The organism is Brevundimonas sp. LjRoot202 (assembly GCF_964253355.1).
GTDB lineage: Bacteria > Pseudomonadota > Alphaproteobacteria > Caulobacterales > Caulobacteraceae > Brevundimonas.
In genome coordinates, this window is the sequence record NZ_CAXUQW020000011.1 from 18,597 (window position 1) to 37,853 (window position 19,257).

Genomic DNA, 19,257 nt, shown 5'->3' on the forward strand with positions numbered 1-19,257 from the left:
GACCCTACCAGCACACCTGCGGCTTCGGCGTCTTGCGGAGTTCGGTGGTCAAGGCCGCGCACTGGGCCGAAGCTTCATCGTGGGTCAGCTTGTCGAGGTTCCAGCGCAGGTCGCGCAGTTCCGTGCGCAACGCCACCTCGTCGGCCGGGCGCCCCTGCTTCAGCTCACAGGCGTGGATATCGTACTTGAGCGTCGCCAGCTCCATGCAGGTGTTGGACAGCGTCCCCATGATCAGCCGGGCCTTGGCCGCGGTCATGGGCAGGTCCGGCGACGGCGGGACCGGCGGCCCGGGGGGCGGCGGCAGTTCGCGGCCTGCGGCGAATTGATCGCAACCGGCGAGGCCAAGGCTGGCGGCGAGCGCGGCTGCGGCAATGGTCATCTTCATGGAAACCCCTCCCCATCTGTACGGTCAGGGGGCCACAACCGACAGCGGCTGTCCATGCCGCGCCCAAGGAAAACGGGCCGGGGATCGCTCCCCGGCCCGTTCAGGACTGTCCCGAGGGACGATCCGTTTCTTACTTGATCTGCACCTTGGCGCCGGCTTCCGTCAGCTTCTTGGCGACTTCGTCGGCGTTCTGCTTCGAGACGTTCTCGACGACGTTCTGCGGAGCGCCTTCGACCAGGTCCTTGGCTTCCTTCAGGCCGAGGTCCGAACGGACGCCGCGGACTTCCTTGATGACGTTGATCTTCTTGTCGCCACCGTCCAGCAGGACGACGGTGAACTCGGTCTGCTCTTCAGCAGCTTCGGCCGGCGCGGCGCCGGCGCCGCCGGCGCCCGGCATGGCCATGGCCACCGGAGCAGCGGCGCTGACGCCCCACTTTTCTTCCAGCAGCTTGGACAGTTCGGCGGCTTCCAGAACGGTCAGCTTCGACAGGTCTTCAACGATTTTGGCGAGATCGGCCATGGTGTGTTTCCTTCGGAGGATTGGGTTTCAGTAGAGAGTTTGCAGAGATGAAAGAGGCGGGTCCGCTTACGCGGCGTCCTTCGTGGCGTAGGCGTTGAACACCCGGGCCAGTTGGGCCGCCGGGGCTTGCACGACGCCGGCGATCTTGGTCGCGGGAGCGTTGAGCAGGCCGAGCAGCGAGGCGCGGATCTGATCCAGCGAAGGCAGTTTGGAGAGAGTCTCCACGCCCTTCGCGTCCAGAACCTTCTCACCCATGAAGCCGCCGAGGACGACGAACTTGTCGTTGGCCTTGGCGTATTCGGCGGTGATCTTGGCGGCCGTCACCGCGTCGTCGGCATAGGCGATGCCCACGGGACCCTTGAACAGGCCGTGGTAGTCGCTGCCTTCGTCGGCTTCGAGCGCCTTGAGCGCCAGGCGGTTCTTGACCACCTTGAACGTGCCGCCTTCCTTGCGGAGGCGTCCACGCAGGTCTTCCATGTCCGCAACGGTCAGACCCAGGTTGTGGGTCACGACCACGGCGCCCGCGTCGGCGAAAACGCCCTTCAGCGTTTCGATCGACTCGGCTTTTTGTGCGCGGTCCATTGCGGTCTCCAGTCTGGTATTCGCCGCCGGGCTTATTCCCGACGACGGATTGGCCAAAGCGCCGCGCATCGCTGCGAGACGTTGAGGCCGGTCGTATTGTCCGAAGGAAGCTCGAACCCCGACGTCCGGATACCGGAGCGTCTGGCGTCGTCTGCATCCCCATCTCCCCACGGCGCCAGAGGGCTCTCTGGCATTTACGGCGCGGGTGGCCCCCACGCCCCGAAGTTCTCGGACAGGACCGCCGCGGCCGAAGCTACGACGGAGAAGCCGCGCTCTATACACGGAACCGGCGGGAACTCAAGCGGCGACCCTAGGCAGGGCGGCGGAAACGGGGTCAGATGCGCCTGATCGGGGAGGATCGCCATGACGGATGCCACTGAAGCGACCGGGCGCGACAGTCTGGGCCGGACCGGATCGCCGTTGCTGGTGACGGCGCGGCTCGCCATCGGGCTGGCGCAGGGCGCCGCCCTGTGGTGGCTGTATCGTTCGGCCGCGATGTTCGGAAGGGTCTGCGAAACCGCCGAAAACTGCGCCACGGACGTGCACTGGCCGGCCACGCAGCCGGAGGTGTTCGGCCCCTTGGCAATGATCCTCGTCATGGTCCCGGTCCTGCTGCTGGCTGGCGTCGGGCGGATGCGCTGGCCGGTCCTGTTGGGCTGGATTGCTGTCGCCACGGCCTTCCTCGCGCTGTTGGGCTGGCACGGCGTGGCCGCCCAGTCGATCAGCGAATACGGTCCACGCAGCCGCCCGCCCTTCCTGCCGTGGCCCATGCCCCTGTTTGCGGCCACCGCCCTGTTCATCGGCCATCATCTGGTCCTGCCCGCCGATCTGGAGCGGAAATGGATCGCGGCCTTCCCGACCTATTTCGACACGGCTTGGAAGGCGGGGGTGCAACTGGCGCTGTCGATCGGCTTCACCGGCGCTTTCTGGCTGCTGCTGTTCCTCGGCGCGGCCCTGTTCAACGTCATCGGGCTGGAGTTCCTCGGCGACCTAATCGCGAAGGACTGGTTCTCCATTCCCGTGACCACCGTCGTGTTCGCGACCGCTGTGCACCTGACCGACGTGCGCGACGGGCTGATCCGCGGCGTCCGCAGCGTGGTGCTGATGCTGCTGTCGTGGCTGCTGCTGCTGATGACCGTGCTCGCCGCCGGCTTCCTCGCCGCCCTGCCCTTCACCGGTCTTGCGGGGCTGTGGGAGACGGGCAGCGCCACCGCCCTGGTGCTGTCGGCGGCCGCCGCGCTGATCATCCTGATCAACACCGCCTACCAGGACGGGCGCGCCGACAACCTGCCGCCGGCGATCCTGCGCGGGACGGTTCGCGTCGCCGCCGTCCTGCTGACCCCGCTGGTGGTGATCGCCTTCTGGGGTCTGGCCCTGCGCATCGGCCAGCACGGCCTGACGCCAGATCGGATCATCGCCTTCGCCTGCGCCGTGATCGGCGCCGCCTATGCGGGGGGCTACGGCTTCGCCGCCCTCAGCCCGTTCTGGCGCAAGGGCGCCGGGTGGATGCGGTCGCTGGAGCGCACCAACGTCTGGACCGCCGTGCTGGAAATCGCGGTCATCCTGGCCCTGTTCAGCCCGATCGCCGATCCCGCACGTCTGTCGGTCGCCGACCAGGTCGCGCGGCTGGAGCGTGGCGCGGTCAAGCCGGACCAGTTCGACTACCGCTTCCTGCGCTTCGAGAGCGGCAAGGCGGGTGAGGCGGCGCTGGCTCGTCTGACTCGCTCGCCCGACCCGGTGATCGCGCGCAGCGCCCTTAACGTCCAGGCCGTCGAAGACCGGTGGGACGATACCGACGTCGGTTCGCCCAGCCGCACGCCCGAATTCGAGGTGCTCCCCGCCGGGGCAGTGCTTCCGCCGGACTTCATCGGTCCTGTCCCGCCGACCGACGAGCGCGCACGATGCGACACGTCGGCGGAGTGCGTCGCAACGGTTCGCGACCTTGACGGGGATGGAGCCGTCGAAGTCCTGATCGCGGACGAGCGCAGCGTTGCGCTCTGGGTGAAAAGCGAGTCCAGCGGCTGGGCCCGGCGCGGCAGCTACCGTTCAGGTTGGTGTCGCGGCCAGCCTAGGGAAGATGCTCGTGACATCCTGCGTGAGCAGCCCCTCAGGTTTGTCCCTCCACGTTGGCCGGACTTGATCATTCCGGGAGATCGGCAGGTGGAAGAAGTCAGCCACTTGGAGATGGAGCGGGATTGTACGGCTCGCCCTAACTCGCCCCGTTAACCCGCCGCTCACCACCCCGCACAACCCGATCTTCACCTTGTGCGGGGTAAAAACGTCCCGGAATGAGCCAGTCCCGCCGTAACGAGGACCGGCCCTGACGTGATGATGAAGGGCGAGCTGACATGAGCCGGACCGTACTCGTGGTCGACGACGATCCCACCCAGCGCCGGCTGGCGCAGGCGGTGCTGGAGCGCGAGGGCTACGCCGTGGTCCACGCCGAATCCGGCGGCGAGGCCATCGACCGGCTGACCAAGGGCGGCGGGGCCGACGTGGTCCTGCTGGATATGGTGATGCCCGGCATGAGCGGCATGGAGGCCCTGGCCGAGATCCGCACCGCCGGGGTCGCCACGCCGGTGATCGTGCTGACCGCCTCGGGCGGGGTCGATGCGGTGGTCAAGGCCATGCAGGCCGGCGCCCAGGACTTCTTCGTCAAGCCGGTTTCGGCCGAGCGCCTGCTGGTCGGGGTCCGCAACGCCCTGCAGCTGACCCAGCTGACGGCCGAGGTCGGCCGGCTGAAGAAGCATGTCGCCGGCCGCACCTCGTTCGATGATCTGGTGGGGCAGAGCCCGCCCATGCGGATGGTGCGCTCGCTGGGCCTGCGGGCCGCCAAGTCGGGCATCCCCGTGCTGGTCACGGGCGAAAGCGGCGTCGGCAAGGAAGTCATCGCCCGCGCCCTGCACGGCGCCTCGGACCGGGCCGGCAAGCCGTTCGTAGCGGTCAACTGCGGCGCCCTGCCCGCCAACCTCGTCGAGTCGATCCTGTTCGGCCACGAGAAGGGCAGCTTCACCGGCGCCCACGACAAGCACCTGGGCAAGTTCGCCGAGGCCTCCGGCGGCACCCTGTTCCTCGACGAGATCGGCGAACTGCCGCTCGACATGCAGGTCAAGCTGCTGCGGGCCCTGCAGGAGGGCGAGATCGATCCCGTCGGCTCCAAGCGCTCGGTCAAGGTCGACGTCCGCATCGTCTCCGCCACCAACCGGGATCTGGCGGGACAGGTGCGCGAGGGTCGCTTCCGCGAGGACCTGTTCTACCGCCTGAACGTCTTTCCGATCGAGGCGCCGGCGCTGCGCGACCGGCGCGAGGACATCCCGGCCTTGGTCGAGCATTTCATCGCCCGCTTCAATGTCGAGGAGGGCAAGCGGGTCGCCGGCTGCGCGGCGGAGACCCTCGCCCTGCTGTCCGCCTTCGACTGGCCCGGCAATGTGCGCCAGCTCGAGAACGCCATCTATCGGGCCATCGTCCTGTCCGACTCGCCCTTCCTGCAGCCGCACGACTTCCCGGCCATCTCCGGCCTCGCCGCACCGCTGCTCCCGGCTTCGTCGGAGGCGGATAGCCTTGACGGCGGCGATGGAGCGGACGCCCTCGACCTGCCGCCGCTGCCCGATACGCCGATCCGCATCCTCGACGAACGCGGCCACCTGCGCACGCTGGAGGAGATCGAGCGCGACCTGATCCAGCACGCCATCGAGGTCTACGCCGGCCATATGTCCGAGATCGCCCGTCGTCTCGGCATCGGTCGCTCGACCCTGTACCGCAAGGTCCGCGAACAGGGTCTCGAGGGTGCGCTGAAGGAAGCCGGCTGAGCCTGCCCGGCTACGCCCCGGGAAAGCCCGCAACCTGAACGAAAGTTCACTGAACGCCGACGGCGAAGCCGTGCGACAGGATCGGGCCTGCAACTGCCGGTTTCGTCCCTGAAACACGACGGACATATCGGCGCGCCACGTTCAACGCATAGTCTCTCCTCCCGGAACGCCGTCCCATGCTGCTCGTGACCACCGCCCTGTCCGGCCTGCTCGCCGGGGCCATCCAGACCGCGCCGGCTCCGGCCGCCCCCGCGCCGCAGCAACAACCCCGGCAACCCGCCGGTCAGACGGCTCCCCAGGAAGACGAACCCGCTCCGGCCGCAACGGCGGAGGATTTGGAGGGCGCTGTCGATCTCGGCACCGTCAACGTCACCGGCCAGCGCCCCCGGGGCAGCGTCGACAGCGACATCCCGCCGGACCTCACCCTCAGCGCCGAGGAAATCCAGGCTTACGGGGCCGGCAGCATCGCCGAACTCCTGACCTATCTGGAGCCGGTCACCCGCAGCTCGCGCGGGTCGGGCGGCCAGCCGGTCATGCTGGTCAACGGCCGGCGCATCTCGGGCTTCCGCGAAATCCGCGGCCTGCCGCCCGAGGCCATCGAGCGGGTCGACATCCTGCCCGAAGAGGTCGCCCTGGAGTACGGCTACCGGGCCGACCAGCGCGTGGTGAATTTCGTCCTCAAGTCGAATTTCCGTTCGCTGACCACCGAGATCGAGGGGCGCGTGCCCACCGCCGGCGGCCGCACGACGACGGAACTGGACGCCAACGTCCTGCGCATCTCGGGCGCCCGGCGCTGGTCGATGGAGCTCGAACACGAGCGCAGCACGGCGCTGTTCGAGAGCGAGCGCGATCTGATCCGCGATCCGGGGTCCGCGCCCTACGACCTGATCGGCAATATTTCGGGTGATCCCTTCGGAACGGAGATCGATCCCGCCCTGTCGGGTCTGGTCGGCGAAACGGCGACGGTCGCCCCGGTCCCGACCGCCGGTTTCGCCCTGAACGACTTCGCCGCCGCCTATGGCGATCCCCGCACCGGCGACCTGGGAGCCTACCGCACCCTGATGTCGGCCAGCGAGAGCTCTTCGGCCGGCGGTACGGTGAAGACCGACCTCAACGGCGACACCTCGATGACCGTCAGCGCCAGCCTGAAGGATGAAGGCAGCCGCAGCTTCAATGGTCTGCCCGGCGTGACGCTCGCCCTGCCCGACGGAAACCCCTTCTCGCCGTTCGCCGACGACGTGCTGGTCTACCGTTATCTGGACGACGCCGCGGCTTTGCGCCGCCAGACGGATTCGCTAACCGGCGAGGTCGGCGTCCTGCTGGACGGCTTCCTCGGAGAGGACTGGCGCTGGACCCTGAACGGCGAGTTCACACGCGCCGAAACCGACACCGTCACGGGCCGCGGCTACGATGACCAGGCCAGCCCCTTCCAGGCCCGGCTCGACGCCGGCGACGCCGCCGCCAATCCGTTCGGCGCGCTCGCCCCAGCCGACTTCACCCGCATCGCCAATGACACGGCGCGCTCGGTGTCCCAGCGGCTCGACACGGAACTGGTGCTGACGGGCGACCTCTGGGAGCTCCCCGCTGGCGACGTCTCCACGACCTTCACGGTCGGCGCCGACACCCTGTCGCTGGATTCCACCAGCACCCGCGGCGGCGTGACCACCGATCGCAAACAGTCGCGGGACCGCGTCAGTGGCCTGACCAACGTCAACTTCCCCATCGCCAGCCGCCGCTCGGAAGTCCTGCCCCTGCTCGGCGACCTTTCGGTCAGCGTCAACGCCGGCTTTGAGGATCTGTCCGATTTCGGCGGTCTGTCGATCTTCGGCGCGACGGTCAACTGGTCGCCGATCGAGAAACTGTCCTTCCTGGCCAGCTTCACCGACGAGGAGGGTTCCCCGAGCATCAGTCAGCTCAACAACCCGGTGACCGATACGCCAAACGTTCCGGTGTTCGACTTCCGCACCAATGAGACCGTGCAGGTCACGCGGATCGACGGCGGCAATCCCGGCCTCGACGCGGAGACCCGCCGCACCTGGAAGCTCGGGATCACCCTGGAGCCGCTGACGGACGAGGATCTGAAGATCAGCTCGACGTGGACGCGCAACGCCGTCGACGACTCGATCAACAGCTTCCCGACCATCACCTCGGAGCTTGAGGCCGCCCTGCCCGGCCGCTTCACGCGTGATCCGGCCGGCAACCTGGTCTCCATCGACGCCCGGCCGCTGAATTTCGCCCGCGCCGAACGCGAAGACCTCCGCACCGGCTTTAACTTCTCGAAGGCTTTCGGGACCCCGACGCCCCCGCCGCCGGCCGCCGACGGCGCCGCGCCGGGGCCGCGCATGGGCGGCCCGATCGTCATCAGCGGTGGTCCTGGCGGTGGGGACCGCCCCCGCGCCGGAGGGCGCCGCGACGGCGACGGCCCGACGGTTCGCGTCGGCGGCGGCGGCGGCGGCCGTGGGCGGGGCGGCGGCATGCAGCCCGGCCAGGGGCGCTTCATGGTCTCGCTTTATCATACCTGGCGCATGCAGGATGAGATCCTGATCGCCGAGGGCCTGCCCGTCCTCGACCTGCTGGACGGCGCCGCCACTTCGAGCCGCGGCGGCAGCCCGCGTCATGAGATCCAGGGCCAGCTCGGCGTATTCAAGAACGGCATGGGCGCCTTCCTCAACGGCAACTGGCGCGACGGCACCCGGGTCGACGGCGGCACGGGGCCGGACCTCGAATTCTCGGACCAGACCACCATCAACCTGAACCTGTTCGTGGATCTCGGCGCCCAGACCAGCTGGGTCGAAAAGTATCCGTGGCTCAAGGGCGCGCGCCTGCAGGTCGGGGTCCGCAACCTGTTCGACAGCCGCACCGAGGTCACCAGCAGCGCCGGCGACACGCCGCTGAACTATCAGCCGGACTTCCTCGACCCCGAGGGCCGGAGCATCGGCATCTCGCTGCGAAAGATCCTGTTCTGATCAGGTGTCCGGCGGCCTGGGAGCCTTGCGCCCCCAGCGCCGCTTCGGCTCCTCCCCCTTCGCCTTGGCGGCGATCTCCTTGAGCTTGCGGCCCTGCATGGACGACAGGGCCTGACCGGGCGCGCCCAGTTCGGGGTCGCCGAAGGCGCGGCCGTGGGTCTTGACCCGCTCGGACACCGAATCGAGGAACTCGCCCTCCCATTCGGACAGCGAAACGCCCGCCTTCTCGGCCGAGCGGCGGGCGCGTCTGAGGGCGTTGAGAGCGGCGCGCTGGGCGGCTTTCCGCTGCGCTTCGAACGGTGACGGCGGAGGTTTGCGTTTCAGCCCCCGCCTCCCGTCAGATCTCGCCGAGGGCGGACATGTAGAGGTCGAGGATGGCGTCCTCTTCCTGGCGCTTGGCCTTGTCCTGCTTGCGGATGCGGATGACCTTGCGCAGGATCTTGACGTCGTAGCCCTCGCCCTTGGCTTCGGCGAAGACCTCCTTCATGTCGGCCATGACCGCGGCCTTATCCTCTTCCAGCCGCTCGAGCCGTTCGATGACGGTGCGCAGCCGCCCCTGGGCGGCCGAGGTCAGGACGTCGGGGCTGGCGTCGAAGGATGCGTCGTCGGCCACGGGCGGACTCCTGAAAAGCGGGAACGGGAACGAGGCCGGACGCTAACCACGCCTGCCCGGCCGGCTCAACATCGGGCACGAAAAAGGCCGCGGACAAAGCCCGCGACCTGTGGATAGACCATCCTCGTGCGCTACCGGCCGCGACACGGTCGCGGCCTGATGATGCGCAGGATCAGCCCTGCTTCGCCTTGAAGCGCGGGTCGGTCTTGTTGATCACATAGACCACGCCCTTGCGGCGCACGACCTTGCAGTCGCGGTGGCGACCCTTGAGCGACTTGAGCGAGCTGCGGACCTTCATGGTCGTCGTCCTGAGGCAAAGCAAAACAGAAAAGCCGCGGGACGAACCTGCGGCGGAGCGGTGCGTATAGAGACGGCGGCCGCTGGCGTCAACCGGTAGATGGCGGTCCGCCATGACGGAAGGCGGACCGGCTCCATGCCGGACAATGGCGTGTCATCCCGCCAGCAGGATCGCCATCACGATCGCGAACGGCAGGCCGATGAAGAGGGTGGCCGCAAACAACGTCGTTTCGAAATAATCCTTCTTCGTCATCGTCGCCTCCAACATGTCAGCCGCAAATCCTGCGGCGATAAAGAGAGGATAGGCCAACAGGTATCGCGGGTGTGACGGAAGACCTCTGTGGAAACCGCAGATCATGCGGCAGGATGCGCCCATGACAGCATTACCTACGCTTGACCGGATTGACCGCCGGATCCTGGCGAAACTCCAGGTCGACGGCCGGATCACCAACCAGGCCCTGGCGGAGCAGGTGGCGCTTTCGCCGAGCGCCTGTCTTGCGCGGCTCCGGCGCCTGGAGGCGGCCGGGGTGATCGAGGGCTACGGCGCGCGACTCAATCCGTGGAGCCTGGACGCCAGTCTCATCCTGTTCGTCGAAATCTGGATGAAGGGGCACCACCCTGCGGACATGGCCAGGTTCGAGGCGGCGATCACGGACATCCCCGAGATCGTGGAGGCGTCGTCCGTCAGCGGGGCCTTCGACTACCTGATCAAGGTCGTGGTGCGCGACATGCCCGCCTGGACGTCCCTGGCCGAAGACCTGATCGTCCGGGATCTGGGCGTCGACAAGGTCGTGACACACGTCCTGATGAAGAAGCCCAAGCGTTTCATGGGATACCCCATTCCCGACAACTAGGGCCGGGATGGACGTTCACGAGGCCTGCTGGCGGGCTCGGACTGGAGGCCTGGCCTCCGAGTTGAACGGAGGGTCTTCGGGCTTGCGGGCCCGACGCGTCGCCCCTCCGCCACCAGGCCATATCGGTCTCAGAGAGCCGCTGGGTTTTGCGCCCGAACAGGTTACCGGGCCAAGGAGAATGAGGGTTAATGACGCTGAACGGGGAATCGGACGGCAACGCTTTCTCCACCCAGGCGCTGTAGGCCTCGGCGCGAGGCGGCTTTGTCTCGCGGACTTGTTATGAGGCCCCGCCCGTCGGGGAGACTAGCTTGGGAATCATGCGTTTCAGCCTCCGCCTCCTCCTCATCGGAACCGTCGCCGCCTGCGCGCCCATGCTGCCGGAGCCGCCGCCCATCGCGCTTCCCGCCCCCGCGCCGGTCCAGCCCTCCGCCCCGGCGCCCGGGCCCGCGCCGACGCCGGCGCCCGCGCCCGCGCCCGCCGGCGATCAAGCCGGCTTCGAGGGCTGGAAGCAGGGCTTCCTCGACCGTCACGGCGGCGTCCGCCGCGCCGCCTACGAGCGCGAGCTGGCCGGCTTGACCCCCGACCCCTCGGTGGTTCGGCTGGACCGCAACCAGCCCGAGTTCAGCCGTCCCGCCGGCGCCTACGTCCAGAACGCCGTCACGGCCACCCGGATCGCCCAGGGCCGCCAGCGCACCGAGCGGGTGCCGTTGTCGGTGGTCGAGCGCTACGGCGTTCCGTCCGAAATCCTCGTCGCCATCTGGGCCCAGGAGTCCTCCTTCGGTCAGGTTCAGGGCGACAACGACGTGATCCGCTCCCTGGCGACGCTGGCCTATGACGGCCGGCGGCGCGACTGGGCCGAAGCCCAGCTGAAGGACGCACTCGACATCGTCATCGACGGCCGCCGGTCGCGGGCCGGGCTGAAGGGCAGTTGGGCCGGAGCCATGGGTCAGACCCAGTTCATGCCCGACAACTACCTGCGCCTGGGCGTCGACCAGAACGAGGACGGCAAGGTCGACATCTGGGGCTCCGACGCAGACGCCCTCGCCTCGGCCGCCAACCTCCTGTCCCAGGCGGGATGGAAGCGCGGTCAGGGCTGGGGCTACGAGGTCGTTCTGCCGTCCAACTTCGACTATTCGGAAGCCGAGGGGCCGCGCCATCCGTGGTCGTACTGGGCCGCGCGCGGGGTCAAGCTCGCCCATGGCGGCGCGCCGAACGCCGCCGAGGCGCGTGAGGAGGCCACCATCCTGCTGCCGCAGGGGGCGCGCGGGCCCGCCTTTCTGGCCCTGCCGAACCACTACGTCATCCGTCGCTACAACAACTCGGTCAGCTACGCCCTGGCGATCGGACTGACCGCCGACGGCATTCAGGGGCGTCCGGGCCTGGTCGCCAGTTGGCCCGACGACGGCCCCCTGTCGCGAGACCAGCGGATCGGGGCCCAGCGCGCCCTGACGGCGATGGGCTATGACACCCAGGGCATCGACGGCGTGATCGGGGCCAACACCCGCGCGGCCCTGCGCCGCTGGCAGATGGCCACGGGGCGTCTGGCGGACGGCTATCTGACCGCCGAACTGGCCGACGAGCTGATCCGCCGGGCGGGATGACGGGGTGAGGGCCTAGGCGGCCTGGGCCGTTCCGGGCCCGGCCAGTCCCTGCATGACCATCTTGTTGATGTCGATCAGGGCCTCGAAGGTGTCCTCGCCGCGCATGACCGCCGAGGAATGCCGGCTGACGAACAGGCTGATCGAGATGATCTGCGCCCGCAGGCCCTTGTCCATGGCGTTGTCGGGATTGGAGCAGTCGGTGGCCAGCGTCGACCACAGCCGCCGGTTCCAGTCCAGGGCGTCGATGCGCGTGGCGACGTCGTCGGCGCCCACGGTCGAGGCGTGCATCAGCGCCCGGGTCACCTGCCCGAACAGCCGGTACTCCATCTCGCGCGGGCTTTCAGCCCGCGTCGCGGCTGTCTTGTACGCCTGAAGCGACATTCGCCAGACCTTCCTCGTAATCAACCAATTTCCGGGCGGCCATCAGCGCCTTGTAGTATTCGCGCGCCATCACGTGGCGCGAGGCGGCGACGCAGTCGGCCAGCACCTGCGGATTGCGCGTCGCGCCCATGAACTCGGTCAGGCGCATGGCGAATTCGTCATACACCTTGGGCGCCGCGCTCTCGTCCAGGTACATCATCATGACCGGAAAATAGACGCGCCTCGCCGGCGTGTTGACGTCCTCGGGCTGGAGGATGTCCTTCTCGCGCAGCACGCTGGCCTTGTTCTGCAGGATGAGAACGCCGCGGCGGTCGCCGTTCTGGACGACGGCTCCATTGAGCACGAACTTCTCGCCGGGCTTGAGCGACAGCTTCAGCGGCATTCGGGGCGTCTCCTCACAGGCGCACGGCGACGTTAGGAAGCCGGGAACGAACGCACGCTAAACATTCGTGGTTAACCATCCCTTGTGATCCGGCCGGCAAAGGTTGGCGATCACCGCAGGATCACCGCATGTCCGCCGTCGAGTTGTCGCCCGAGCAGATTCACGCCTTCGCCCCCGCCGCCCAGGGCGTCGCCGGTGACTCGGCCTCGCCCGAGGCGATCCGCAAACTCTCCCGCCAGCTGGCCAATCCGAGGCTGGCGGCCAAGGCGCAGCGCAAGGCGCTGGACAAGCTGAAGGCCGCGCTCGTCGCCGTCCGGGCCGGAGCATTCGAGCTCGGCGCGAAGCGGGCGCTCGAGGCGCTCAACATGGACGAGACCAGCGGCCTGGCCTGGCACGTGCTGGCCATCTGCCGCGAGAAGTCGGGCGATCTGGGCCAGGCACTGCTGGCCTATGAGGCGGCGCTGAAGCTGCTGCCCAACGAGACCTACGTCGCCCACGACCTCGGCCGCCTGGCCCAGCAGATGGGCTATCTCGACATCGCCGAGAAGCTGCTGCTGAAATATCTCGCCGCCGACCCCGGCCATATCGAGGCGACCAACAACCTCGCCTGCGTATTGCGCGACCAGAAGCGCTACGGCGACGCGGTCGAGACCCTGCGGGCCATGCTGGGCGTGGAGCCGGAGTCGCCGGTGCTGTGGAACACGCTCGGCACGGTGCTGAGCGACCAGGGCGACATGGACACCGCCCTGACCTTCTTCGAAGAGGCGCTGCGGCACGATCCCGCCTTCGCCAAGGCCCGCTACAACCGCGCCAACGCGCGCCAGCCGCTCGGCGACGCCCATGGCGCGCTGGAGGACATCGACGCCGCCCTGCCCGGCGCGGAGAGCCCCTACGAGCGGGCCATGATGACCATGGCCCGGGCCATGCTGCTGATGACGCTGGGCCGCATCTCCGAAGGTTTCGAGGCTTATGAGGTCCGACTGGACCCGCACCTGCCCGAATCCATGCGGGTGGCGGTCAACGCGCCGCGGTGGGATCCGAAGACCGAAGACGTGCGCGGCAAGCGGCTGTTGATCGTCGGGGAACAGGGCATCGCCGACGAAATGGTGTTCGGGACCTGCATCGCCGACGCCATCGAGGCGGTGGGGCCGGAGGGGCGGATTTATGTAGCGGTCGAGCCCCGCCTGACCGGCCTGTTCCAGCGCGCCTTCCCCGCCGCGGTCGTCGGCGGGCACAGGTCCGTCAAGCTGGAAGGGCGGATCACCCGCTACGTACCCTTCGCCGAGGAACTGGAGGGCGGCGTCGACACATGGATCCCGATGGCGTCGCTGCTGGCGGTGTATCGTCCCTCGATCGACGCCTTCCCGGACCGGCGCGGCTATCTGGTTCCCGACGCCGGCAAGGTGGCGCACTGGAAGGCGGAACTGGAAAAGCTCGGCCCCGGCTTCAAGGTCGGCCTGCACTGGAAGAGCCTGGTCCTGAGCGGCTCGCGGGCCCGCTACTTCTCCAGCTTCGAACGCTGGGCGCCGGTGCTGACCACCCCCGGCGCGGTGATGGTCAACCTGCAGTGCGGCGACGTCTCGGAAGATCTGGCGGCGGCCGAGGCGGCGGGGGTGTCGATCTGGACCCCGCCGATCGACCTGCGCAACGATCTGGAGGACGTCGCGGCCCTGTCGGCGGCGCTTGATCTGGTGATCGGCCCGGGCATCGCCGGGACCAACCTGGCGGCGGCCGTCGGCGCGAACACCTGGATGATCACCGCCCCCGACGACTGGCACTATCTGGCCACTGACAAATACCCCTTCTACCCGCACCTCCGCTTCTTCCGGCGTGACAGCTTCGCGGACTGGGAGGGCGCGATCGGCCGCATCCGGACGGCGCTCGACGAAGCGGTGGCGGCGGGGAACACGCGATAGCGGAGCGGCGTTGATCTCCCGTACAGGGAGGTTCGCATGCCCGAACTCGACGACTACTCCGACGATCAGGAACAGTCTGAAGTGTTTGACGAAACCCACATCGACGATGAGGGCGACGGCGATATCCTGCCAGACGAGGCCGATCCGGTGCTGGACGTCACCCAGGCCGACGGCGACGCCGACGAGGAAGAGTTCGACGAGGACGAGGAAGAAGACCTCGACGAGGAGCTCGGCGCCTCGGGCATCGAGGCCGAGGCCGACGCCCTGCTGGGCGTTGACGGCGAACGGCTGACCGAGATCGACGGGGAGAGCCAGGGCGCGCGCGGGCCGGACGAGGTCGAACTGGTCTACGCCGGCCTGATGCGCAACTCGCGCGGCGCGCAGGCCAGCGCCGCGCACTGGGAAGCGAAACGCCTGTCCGACGACGACATCACCGACCTCGGCTACGGGCCCGACGGCGATGAAGACCATCCCCGGGATTGAGGAGCCAGACGATGACCAACGAACATGACGGCCGGACTGACCACCAACAGGCGAGGCCTGACGATGTCAGCGCCGTCCGCCGGGCCAAGCCCGAACGCGACAAGCCCGATCAACTCCACGAGGAAGAGCGGCACGCCGAAAGCCGCCAGGAAGCTCTGGTCGACGAAGGCGTCGAGGAGACCTTCCCGGCCAGCGACCCGGTGTCGGTGAAGCGGATCACCTGAGGCGTTCGTCGGGGGTTCGATTGTCAAAGACCGTCCCGGCTCGCGTCGTCCTTCGGGCGCCTCGGCCGCGATGACAATGGGCATGACTCTTCGCCGCTTGCGGGCAAGCGGTTGGGAAGGGAGCGGGACAGCCGGGCCTCGCCCGGTGTGTGATTGTGTAACCGTTTCGACGAAGCAGACTGCCCCGCGCGGCCGTTTTCCACACGCCCTCCGACTGGCGGCCCTGCGTTCGGGCCTTTGACGGATCGCGCCGACACCGTTGCCGGAGCCGACGCGGGGCGGACATGGCGCCGTTCTGGACGACGTCAGCAACCCGCACCTCAAGGCGCGCGGCGAGCAAGCGAAAGGCCATCCATCGACCTCCGCGAGGACCCCCGAACTCTCCTTCGCCCGGGCTTCATCGCTCGACCACAGCCCGCCGCCATCGAGGAACGTGGATCCGACGCCCTCCCCACCGAACGGGATGGGCAGGAGTATGGGCCGGGTTCTTCCTACGGCGGGCTCAGGACGCTGGGAATTTTCGATCCGGCCTGAAAACAAGAGGTTGGCGGTAAAGATTAGGGAGGTTGGGCGCGGATTTGCAGCGCAGCATTCCCCTTTTTTCGTCATCCCCCGGCAAGCGCAGCGAGACCGGGGGACCCAGCGGCGCCGAAGGCGATCTGTTCACGCACGGGCGCTCCCGACAGTTTCGCGCTCGCGCGCGCCGCTGGGTCCCCCGGTCTGCGCCGCTGCGCGGCTTGCCGGGGGATGACGAAAGGAAGGGAAGCGCGCCGCCCTACCCCTTCACCCGCCACGTCGCCCCGTCCGGGCCGTCCATGACCACGACATTCAGGGCGTTCAGCCGGTCGCGTATGCGGTCGGCTTCGGGCCAGTCCTTCGCCGCGCGGGCGGCGGCGCGTTGTTCGAGGAGGGCCTCGACCTCGGTGCGCAGGTCGTCGGAGACATCGCCCTCCAGCCAGCCCGCCGGGTCCGACTGAAGCACGCCGAGGATGGCGGCGGCGGCGATCAGTTCGCCCTTGGCGCGGGCCACGACGCCGTGGTCGCCCGCCGTCATGCCGCGTTCGATCTCGCTGGACAGGGCGAACAGGGTCGCCATGGCGCCCGGGGTGTTGATGTCGTCCTCGATGGCCTTGAGGAAATCAGCCGGCGGTTCGTCGCCGTTGGCCTCGACGCCCGCCGCGCGGTGCAGGGCGCCGTAGAGACGATCCAGCGCCTTGCGACTCTGGTCCAGCAGGGCCTGATTCCAGTCCAGCGGCTGCCGGTAGTGGGCGCTCAGCAGGGCCCAGCGGACCACCTCGCCCGGGATCGACTGGACGAGGTCGTGCAGCAGCAGGACGTTGCCGATCGACTTGGACATCTTCTCCGCGTCGACGGTCAGGAAGCCGTTGTGCATCCAGTAGCGGCTGTATTCGGCATGGGCCGCGGGGTCAGAAGCGCAGCCATGGGCGCAGACGCCCTGGGCGATCTCGTTCTCGTGGTGCGGAAACACCAGATCGATGCCGCCGCCGTGGATGTCGATCGGCAGGCCCAGCGTCTCCTCGATCATGGCCGAGCATTCGATGTGCCAGCCCGGGCGCCCCTCGCCCCACGGCGACGGCCACGACGGCTCGCCCGGCTTCGACGGCTTCCAGAGCACGAAGTCGTGCGGGTTCTTCTTGTACGGCGCGACCTCGACCCGGGCCCCGGCGATCATGTCGTCGAGATTGCGGCCCGAGAGGCGGCCGTAGGCTTCGTAGGACGAGACGTCGAACAGCACATGGCCCTCGGCGGCGTAGGCGCAGCCCTGGTCCATGATCGCGCCAATCTGGGTGACGATGGCGCCCATGTGATCGGTGACGTGCGGGGCGATATCCGGCGGGCTGACGTTCAGACGCGCCATGTCCTCGAGATAGGCCGCTTCGTAGCGCGAGGTGACATCGCCGATGGGCGTGCCCTCCTTCGCCGCCTTGGCGTTGATCTTGTCGTCCACGTCGGTGACGTTGCGGGCGTAGATCACCTTGTCCGCGCCGTAGGTCCGGCGCAGCAGCCGCACCAGCACGTCGAACACCACCGGCGGGCGGGCGTTGCCGATGTGGGCGTAGTCATAGACCGTGGGGCCGCAGACGTAGAGGGTCACCCGCTCCGGGTCGCGCGGCGTGAACACGCGCTTTTCGCGCTGCAGGGTGTCGTGGATCGTCAGCGGCATGGGGCAGCAGGCGCCTTGAGTTTTCTTGCGATACGAACGGGATCGCCCATATAGCCCGCTTGCCGCATACTCGACAGTATGTCGGCGGAGAATAAAGGGAGAGCGGCGCGCGTCCTTCCGGTGGCCTTCGCCCCGGCGCTACTTCGCCGCTTCAGAGATCGAGAATGAGCGTCACCCCCGTCAAGCCCGTCCTGATCGGCGACAACGACGAATCCCGCCGCCCGTCGCGCGAGGAGGCCCTGAAGGCCGTGCGCACCCTGCTCGCCTGGGCCGGGGACGATCCGGACCGCCCCGGCCTGATCGACACGCCCAAACGGGTCGTCGACGCCTATGGGGAATGGTTCGACGGCTACGACGCCGACGTCGAGAAGGAGCTGAGCCGCACCTTCGAGGACGTCCAGGGTTATGACGACATGGTCCTGCTGCGCGACATCGAGGTCGAGAGCCACTGCGAGCACCACATGGCTCCGTTCCTGGGCAAGGCCTATGTCGCCTACATCCCCAACGAGAAGGTGGTCGGCATCTCCAAGCTGGCGCGGGTGGTCGAGATCTTCTCGCGCCGCCTGCAGACCCAGGAAACCCTGACCCAGCTGATCGCCGAGGCCATCGAATCGCACCTGCAGCCGGCCGGGGTCGCCATTCTGATCGACGCCGAACACCAGTGCATGACCACCCGCGGGGTGCACCATCGCCATGTTTCAACCATCACGACGCGGTTCACTGGGGCCTTCAAGTCCGACGCGGCGCTGAAGGACCGGTTCCTGAAGCTCGCCAAGGGCTGAAGCCGGCTCGCCTCCCAAGCGAAAAACGAAGACGGAACCCTCGAGGGAACCGTCTTCGCCCTGAACCCGCTTTACAAGCCGGGCCGGGAACGCCAAGAGACGGACCGAAGCTTTCAGCGTCGCTCGCCGCGTGTCGCGCCGGGCCTGATGGAGAACAACAGCGGATGGCCGCCAAACTTTCCGGACCCGGTGGTGGAAAAGCCCACACCATTGAACAGAACGCCGACATCAACGTCACGCCGTTCGTCGATATCATGCTGGTGCTGCTGATCATCTTCATGGTCGCCGCGCCGATGGCCACCGTGTCGATCCGCCTCGACCTGCCGCCGGCGGTTCCGCCGCCGCCGGACCAGCCGCAGAAGGATCCGGTCTACATCACCATCCAGGAAACCGGCTCGATCTTCATCGCCGCCCAGCAGACCACGCTGGAAGGCCTGTCGGCCGACGTCTGCACCGCCCTCGGCGGCGGCAACCCGGGCTGCAAGCAAGAGCGCGTGTTCGTCCGCGCCGATCCGGAAGTCACCTACAACCAGTTCATGGAAGTCATGAACGAGCTGCAGTCCAAGGGCTTCTTCAAGGTCGGCCTGCTGAACGAAGACATCGAATAGGGTTCACGCCCGTTCAACGATCAGGGGCCGCGTCCGGCAAGGACGCGGCCCTTTTTCGTGGCCGCCATCCGGCCTTCCCGCGGCCGCACAAATGTCGCCCGCCAAGCTCGACATTGCGGCGCCGGCATCTCGCGCCGGCGACAGGGAGGACGAAGGATGGGAACGCGACTTTCGGGCGCCGCAGGCCATGCCGCCGACGCCACCGGGCACAATGCCGAAATCAACGTCACGCCGTTCGTGGACATCATGCTGGTGCTGCTGATCATCTTCATGGTCGCCGCGCCGATGGCCACGGTGTCGCTGAAGCTGGACCTGCCGCCGCCGGAGGCGCCGAAGACGGTGCAGAAGGAGCCGGTCTACATCACCATCCAGCGGTCCGGATCGCTGTTCATCGCCGAGCGTCCAACGTCGCTCGCCGCCCTGCCCGCTGACGTGTGTGCGGCCCTGGGCGGCGGCGACTGCAGGGATCGGCACGTCTTCGTCCGCGCCGAGCCCGACGTCTCCTACGAGCAGTTCATGTCGGTCATGAACGGCCTGAACGCCAACGGCTTCACCCAGGTCGGCCTGCTCAACGAGGATATCGAATAGGCGGCGTCTACTGCACCGACTGACGCGGGCGGTCCGGGGCGGCGGGCTCGGCGGCGGCCGGCTGGTAGGGCCGTTCGCCGG

The 19,257-nt window shown here is 68.1% G+C and carries 21 protein-coding genes and 1 tRNA gene; 11 read left to right on the forward strand and 11 right to left on the reverse strand.

What is annotated here, in order from left to right; all coding sequences use genetic code 11:
* Window positions 1-4: 4 nt before the first annotated feature.
* From ACSQ1L_RS13635 to rplJ, 3 genes are all read right to left on the reverse strand, one after another.
* Complete coding sequence (locus tag ACSQ1L_RS13635) at window positions 5-385, reverse strand: hypothetical protein (RefSeq protein ID WP_435995499.1); 381 nt, start codon at window positions 383-385, stop codon at window positions 5-7.
* Window positions 386-515: 130 nt separating this feature from the next.
* On the reverse strand, window positions 516-905 hold the full coding sequence (rplL, locus tag ACSQ1L_RS13640) for a 50S ribosomal protein L7/L12 (RefSeq protein WP_435995501.1): 390 nt from the start codon (window positions 903-905) through the stop codon (window positions 516-518).
* A gap of 66 nt (window positions 906-971) precedes the next feature.
* The gene (gene rplJ / locus ACSQ1L_RS13645) at window positions 972-1,487 is read right to left on the reverse strand and encodes a 50S ribosomal protein L10 (protein WP_435995503.1); all 516 of its coding nucleotides are present in this window, start codon (window positions 1,485-1,487) and stop codon (window positions 972-974) included.
* Window positions 1,488-1,850: 363 nt separating this feature from the next.
* Here rplJ and ACSQ1L_RS13650 point away from each other — a divergent pair, with 363 nt between their 5' ends.
* From ACSQ1L_RS13650 to ACSQ1L_RS13660, 3 genes are all read left to right on the forward strand, one after another.
* On the forward strand, window positions 1,851-3,713 hold the full coding sequence (locus ACSQ1L_RS13650; protein ID WP_435995505.1) for a DUF4153 domain-containing protein: 1,863 nt from the start codon (window positions 1,851-1,853) through the stop codon (window positions 3,711-3,713).
* Between the two features lie 122 nt (window positions 3,714-3,835).
* Window positions 3,836-5,296, forward strand: a complete 1,461-nt coding sequence (locus ACSQ1L_RS13655; protein WP_435995507.1) for a sigma-54-dependent transcriptional regulator — start codon at window positions 3,836-3,838, stop codon at window positions 5,294-5,296.
* A 176-nt stretch (window positions 5,297-5,472) separates the two neighbouring features.
* Window positions 5,473-8,262: a TonB-dependent receptor gene (locus ACSQ1L_RS13660; protein WP_435995509.1), complete on the forward strand. Its 2,790-nt coding sequence runs from the start codon at window positions 5,473-5,475 to the stop codon at window positions 8,260-8,262.
* On the opposite strand, the gene ACSQ1L_RS13665 is transcribed toward ACSQ1L_RS13660, so the two are convergent.
* The 4 genes from ACSQ1L_RS13665 to ACSQ1L_RS13680 form a co-directional block, all read right to left on the reverse strand.
* Window positions 8,263-8,586, reverse strand: a complete 324-nt coding sequence (locus tag ACSQ1L_RS13665) for a hypothetical protein (protein WP_435995536.1) — start codon at window positions 8,584-8,586, stop codon at window positions 8,263-8,265.
* A gap of 13 nt (window positions 8,587-8,599) precedes the next feature.
* Entirely contained in the window at window positions 8,600-8,875 is a 276-nt protein-coding gene (locus ACSQ1L_RS13670) for a DUF2312 domain-containing protein (RefSeq protein WP_168044708.1), read from the reverse strand.
* Window positions 8,876-9,047: 172 nt separating this feature from the next.
* Window positions 9,048-9,173: a type B 50S ribosomal protein L36 gene (gene ykgO / locus ACSQ1L_RS13675; RefSeq protein WP_168044709.1), complete on the reverse strand. Its 126-nt coding sequence runs from the start codon at window positions 9,171-9,173 to the stop codon at window positions 9,048-9,050.
* A gap of 153 nt (window positions 9,174-9,326) precedes the next feature.
* Window positions 9,327-9,482 carry a hypothetical protein gene (locus ACSQ1L_RS13680; protein WP_435995510.1) on the reverse strand — a complete coding sequence of 52 codons (156 nt, stop codon included), beginning with the start codon at window positions 9,480-9,482 and terminating at the stop codon, window positions 9,327-9,329.
* 64 nt (window positions 9,483-9,546) lie between these two features.
* On the opposite strand from ACSQ1L_RS13680, the gene ACSQ1L_RS13685 reads away from it, so the two are divergent.
* Window positions 9,547-10,026: an Lrp/AsnC family transcriptional regulator gene (locus tag ACSQ1L_RS13685; protein WP_435995512.1), complete on the forward strand. Its 480-nt coding sequence runs from the start codon at window positions 9,547-9,549 to the stop codon at window positions 10,024-10,026.
* 42 nt (window positions 10,027-10,068) lie between these two features.
* Here ACSQ1L_RS13685 and ACSQ1L_RS13690 read toward each other — a convergent pair.
* A tRNA-Ala gene (locus ACSQ1L_RS13690) sits at window positions 10,069-10,145 on the reverse strand.
* A 198-nt stretch (window positions 10,146-10,343) separates the two neighbouring features.
* Between ACSQ1L_RS13690 and ACSQ1L_RS13695 the strand changes: the two genes are divergently transcribed.
* Entirely contained in the window at window positions 10,344-11,627 is a 1,284-nt protein-coding gene (locus tag ACSQ1L_RS13695; RefSeq protein ID WP_435995514.1) for a lytic murein transglycosylase, read from the forward strand.
* A gap of 12 nt (window positions 11,628-11,639) precedes the next feature.
* On the opposite strand, the gene flaF is transcribed toward ACSQ1L_RS13695, so the two are convergent.
* Both flaF and flbT read right to left on the reverse strand, forming a co-directional pair.
* Window positions 11,640-12,008 carry a flagellar biosynthesis regulator FlaF gene (gene flaF, locus ACSQ1L_RS13700; RefSeq protein ID WP_435995516.1) on the reverse strand — a complete coding sequence of 123 codons (369 nt, stop codon included), beginning with the start codon at window positions 12,006-12,008 and terminating at the stop codon, window positions 11,640-11,642.
* On the reverse strand, window positions 11,968-12,390 hold the full coding sequence (flbT, locus tag ACSQ1L_RS13705) for a flagellar biosynthesis repressor FlbT (RefSeq protein WP_435995518.1): 423 nt from the start codon (window positions 12,388-12,390) through the stop codon (window positions 11,968-11,970). Before flbT ends, flaF begins: the two co-directional genes overlap by 41 nt.
* Window positions 12,391-12,518: 128 nt before the next feature.
* Here flbT and ACSQ1L_RS13710 point away from each other — a divergent pair, with 128 nt between their 5' ends.
* Genes ACSQ1L_RS13710 through ACSQ1L_RS13720 form a run of 3 tightly spaced genes read left to right on the forward strand, consistent with a single transcriptional unit; the run spans window position 12,519 to window position 15,013 of the window.
* A complete protein-coding gene (locus tag ACSQ1L_RS13710) occupies window positions 12,519-14,306 on the forward strand; it encodes a tetratricopeptide repeat protein (RefSeq protein ID WP_435995520.1) in 1,788 nt (595 codons plus the stop codon).
* Window positions 14,307-14,342: 36 nt separating this feature from the next.
* Window positions 14,343-14,789 carry a hypothetical protein gene (locus ACSQ1L_RS13715; protein WP_435995522.1) on the forward strand — a complete coding sequence of 149 codons (447 nt, stop codon included), beginning with the start codon at window positions 14,343-14,345 and terminating at the stop codon, window positions 14,787-14,789.
* Window positions 14,790-14,800: 11 nt separating this feature from the next.
* Window positions 14,801-15,013: a hypothetical protein gene (locus ACSQ1L_RS13720; RefSeq protein WP_435995524.1), complete on the forward strand. Its 213-nt coding sequence runs from the start codon at window positions 14,801-14,803 to the stop codon at window positions 15,011-15,013.
* Between the two features lie 775 nt (window positions 15,014-15,788).
* Here ACSQ1L_RS13720 and cysS read toward each other — a convergent pair.
* Entirely contained in the window at window positions 15,789-17,198 is a 1,410-nt protein-coding gene (gene cysS / locus ACSQ1L_RS13725; protein ID WP_435995526.1) for a cysteine--tRNA ligase, read from the reverse strand.
* A gap of 164 nt (window positions 17,199-17,362) precedes the next feature.
* Between cysS and folE the strand changes: the two genes are divergently transcribed.
* The 3 genes from folE to ACSQ1L_RS13740 all read left to right on the forward strand — a co-directional run bounded on the left by folE (window position 17,363) and on the right by ACSQ1L_RS13740 (window position 19,176).
* Entirely contained in the window at window positions 17,363-17,980 is a 618-nt protein-coding gene (gene folE, locus ACSQ1L_RS13730; RefSeq protein ID WP_435995528.1) for a GTP cyclohydrolase I FolE, read from the forward strand.
* Between the two features lie 164 nt (window positions 17,981-18,144).
* On the forward strand, window positions 18,145-18,588 hold the full coding sequence (locus tag ACSQ1L_RS13735) for a biopolymer transporter ExbD (protein WP_435995530.1): 444 nt from the start codon (window positions 18,145-18,147) through the stop codon (window positions 18,586-18,588).
* Window positions 18,589-18,744: 156 nt separating this feature from the next.
* Window positions 18,745-19,176 carry a biopolymer transporter ExbD gene (locus ACSQ1L_RS13740; RefSeq protein WP_435995532.1) on the forward strand — a complete coding sequence of 144 codons (432 nt, stop codon included), beginning with the start codon at window positions 18,745-18,747 and terminating at the stop codon, window positions 19,174-19,176.
* Window positions 19,177-19,257: the final 81 nt, after the last annotated feature.

Coding starts and splice junctions, on each gene's coding strand:
- ACSQ1L_RS13635 (WP_435995499.1), bottom strand. CDS start 385: ATGAAGATGACCATTGCCGCAGCCGCGCTCGCCGCCAGCCTTGGCCTC.
- rplL (WP_435995501.1), bottom strand. CDS start 905: ATGGCCGATCTCGCCAAAATCGTTGAAGACCTGTCGAAGCTGACCGTT.
- rplJ (WP_435995503.1), bottom strand. CDS start 1,487: ATGGACCGCGCACAAAAAGCCGAGTCGATCGAAACGCTGAAGGGCGTT.
- ACSQ1L_RS13650 (WP_435995505.1), top strand. CDS start 1,851: ATGACGGATGCCACTGAAGCGACCGGGCGCGACAGTCTGGGCCGGACC.
- ACSQ1L_RS13655 (WP_435995507.1), top strand. CDS start 3,836: ATGAGCCGGACCGTACTCGTGGTCGACGACGATCCCACCCAGCGCCGG.
- ACSQ1L_RS13660 (WP_435995509.1), top strand. CDS start 5,473: ATGCTGCTCGTGACCACCGCCCTGTCCGGCCTGCTCGCCGGGGCCATC.
- ykgO (WP_168044709.1), bottom strand. CDS start 9,173: ATGAAGGTCCGCAGCTCGCTCAAGTCGCTCAAGGGTCGCCACCGCGAC.
- ACSQ1L_RS13685 (WP_435995512.1), top strand. CDS start 9,547: ATGACAGCATTACCTACGCTTGACCGGATTGACCGCCGGATCCTGGCG.
- ACSQ1L_RS13695 (WP_435995514.1), top strand. CDS start 10,344: ATGCGTTTCAGCCTCCGCCTCCTCCTCATCGGAACCGTCGCCGCCTGC.
- flaF (WP_435995516.1), bottom strand. CDS start 12,008: ATGTCGCTTCAGGCGTACAAGACAGCCGCGACGCGGGCTGAAAGCCCG.
- flbT (WP_435995518.1), bottom strand. CDS start 12,390: ATGCCGCTGAAGCTGTCGCTCAAGCCCGGCGAGAAGTTCGTGCTCAAT.
- ACSQ1L_RS13710 (WP_435995520.1), top strand. CDS start 12,519: ATGTCCGCCGTCGAGTTGTCGCCCGAGCAGATTCACGCCTTCGCCCCC.
- ACSQ1L_RS13715 (WP_435995522.1), top strand. CDS start 14,343: ATGCCCGAACTCGACGACTACTCCGACGATCAGGAACAGTCTGAAGTG.
- ACSQ1L_RS13720 (WP_435995524.1), top strand. CDS start 14,801: ATGACCAACGAACATGACGGCCGGACTGACCACCAACAGGCGAGGCCT.
- cysS (WP_435995526.1), bottom strand. CDS start 17,198: ATGCCGCTGACGATCCACGACACCCTGCAGCGCGAAAAGCGCGTGTTC.
- folE (WP_435995528.1), top strand. CDS start 17,363: ATGAGCGTCACCCCCGTCAAGCCCGTCCTGATCGGCGACAACGACGAA.
- ACSQ1L_RS13735 (WP_435995530.1), top strand. CDS start 18,145: ATGGCCGCCAAACTTTCCGGACCCGGTGGTGGAAAAGCCCACACCATT.
- ACSQ1L_RS13740 (WP_435995532.1), top strand. CDS start 18,745: ATGGGAACGCGACTTTCGGGCGCCGCAGGCCATGCCGCCGACGCCACC.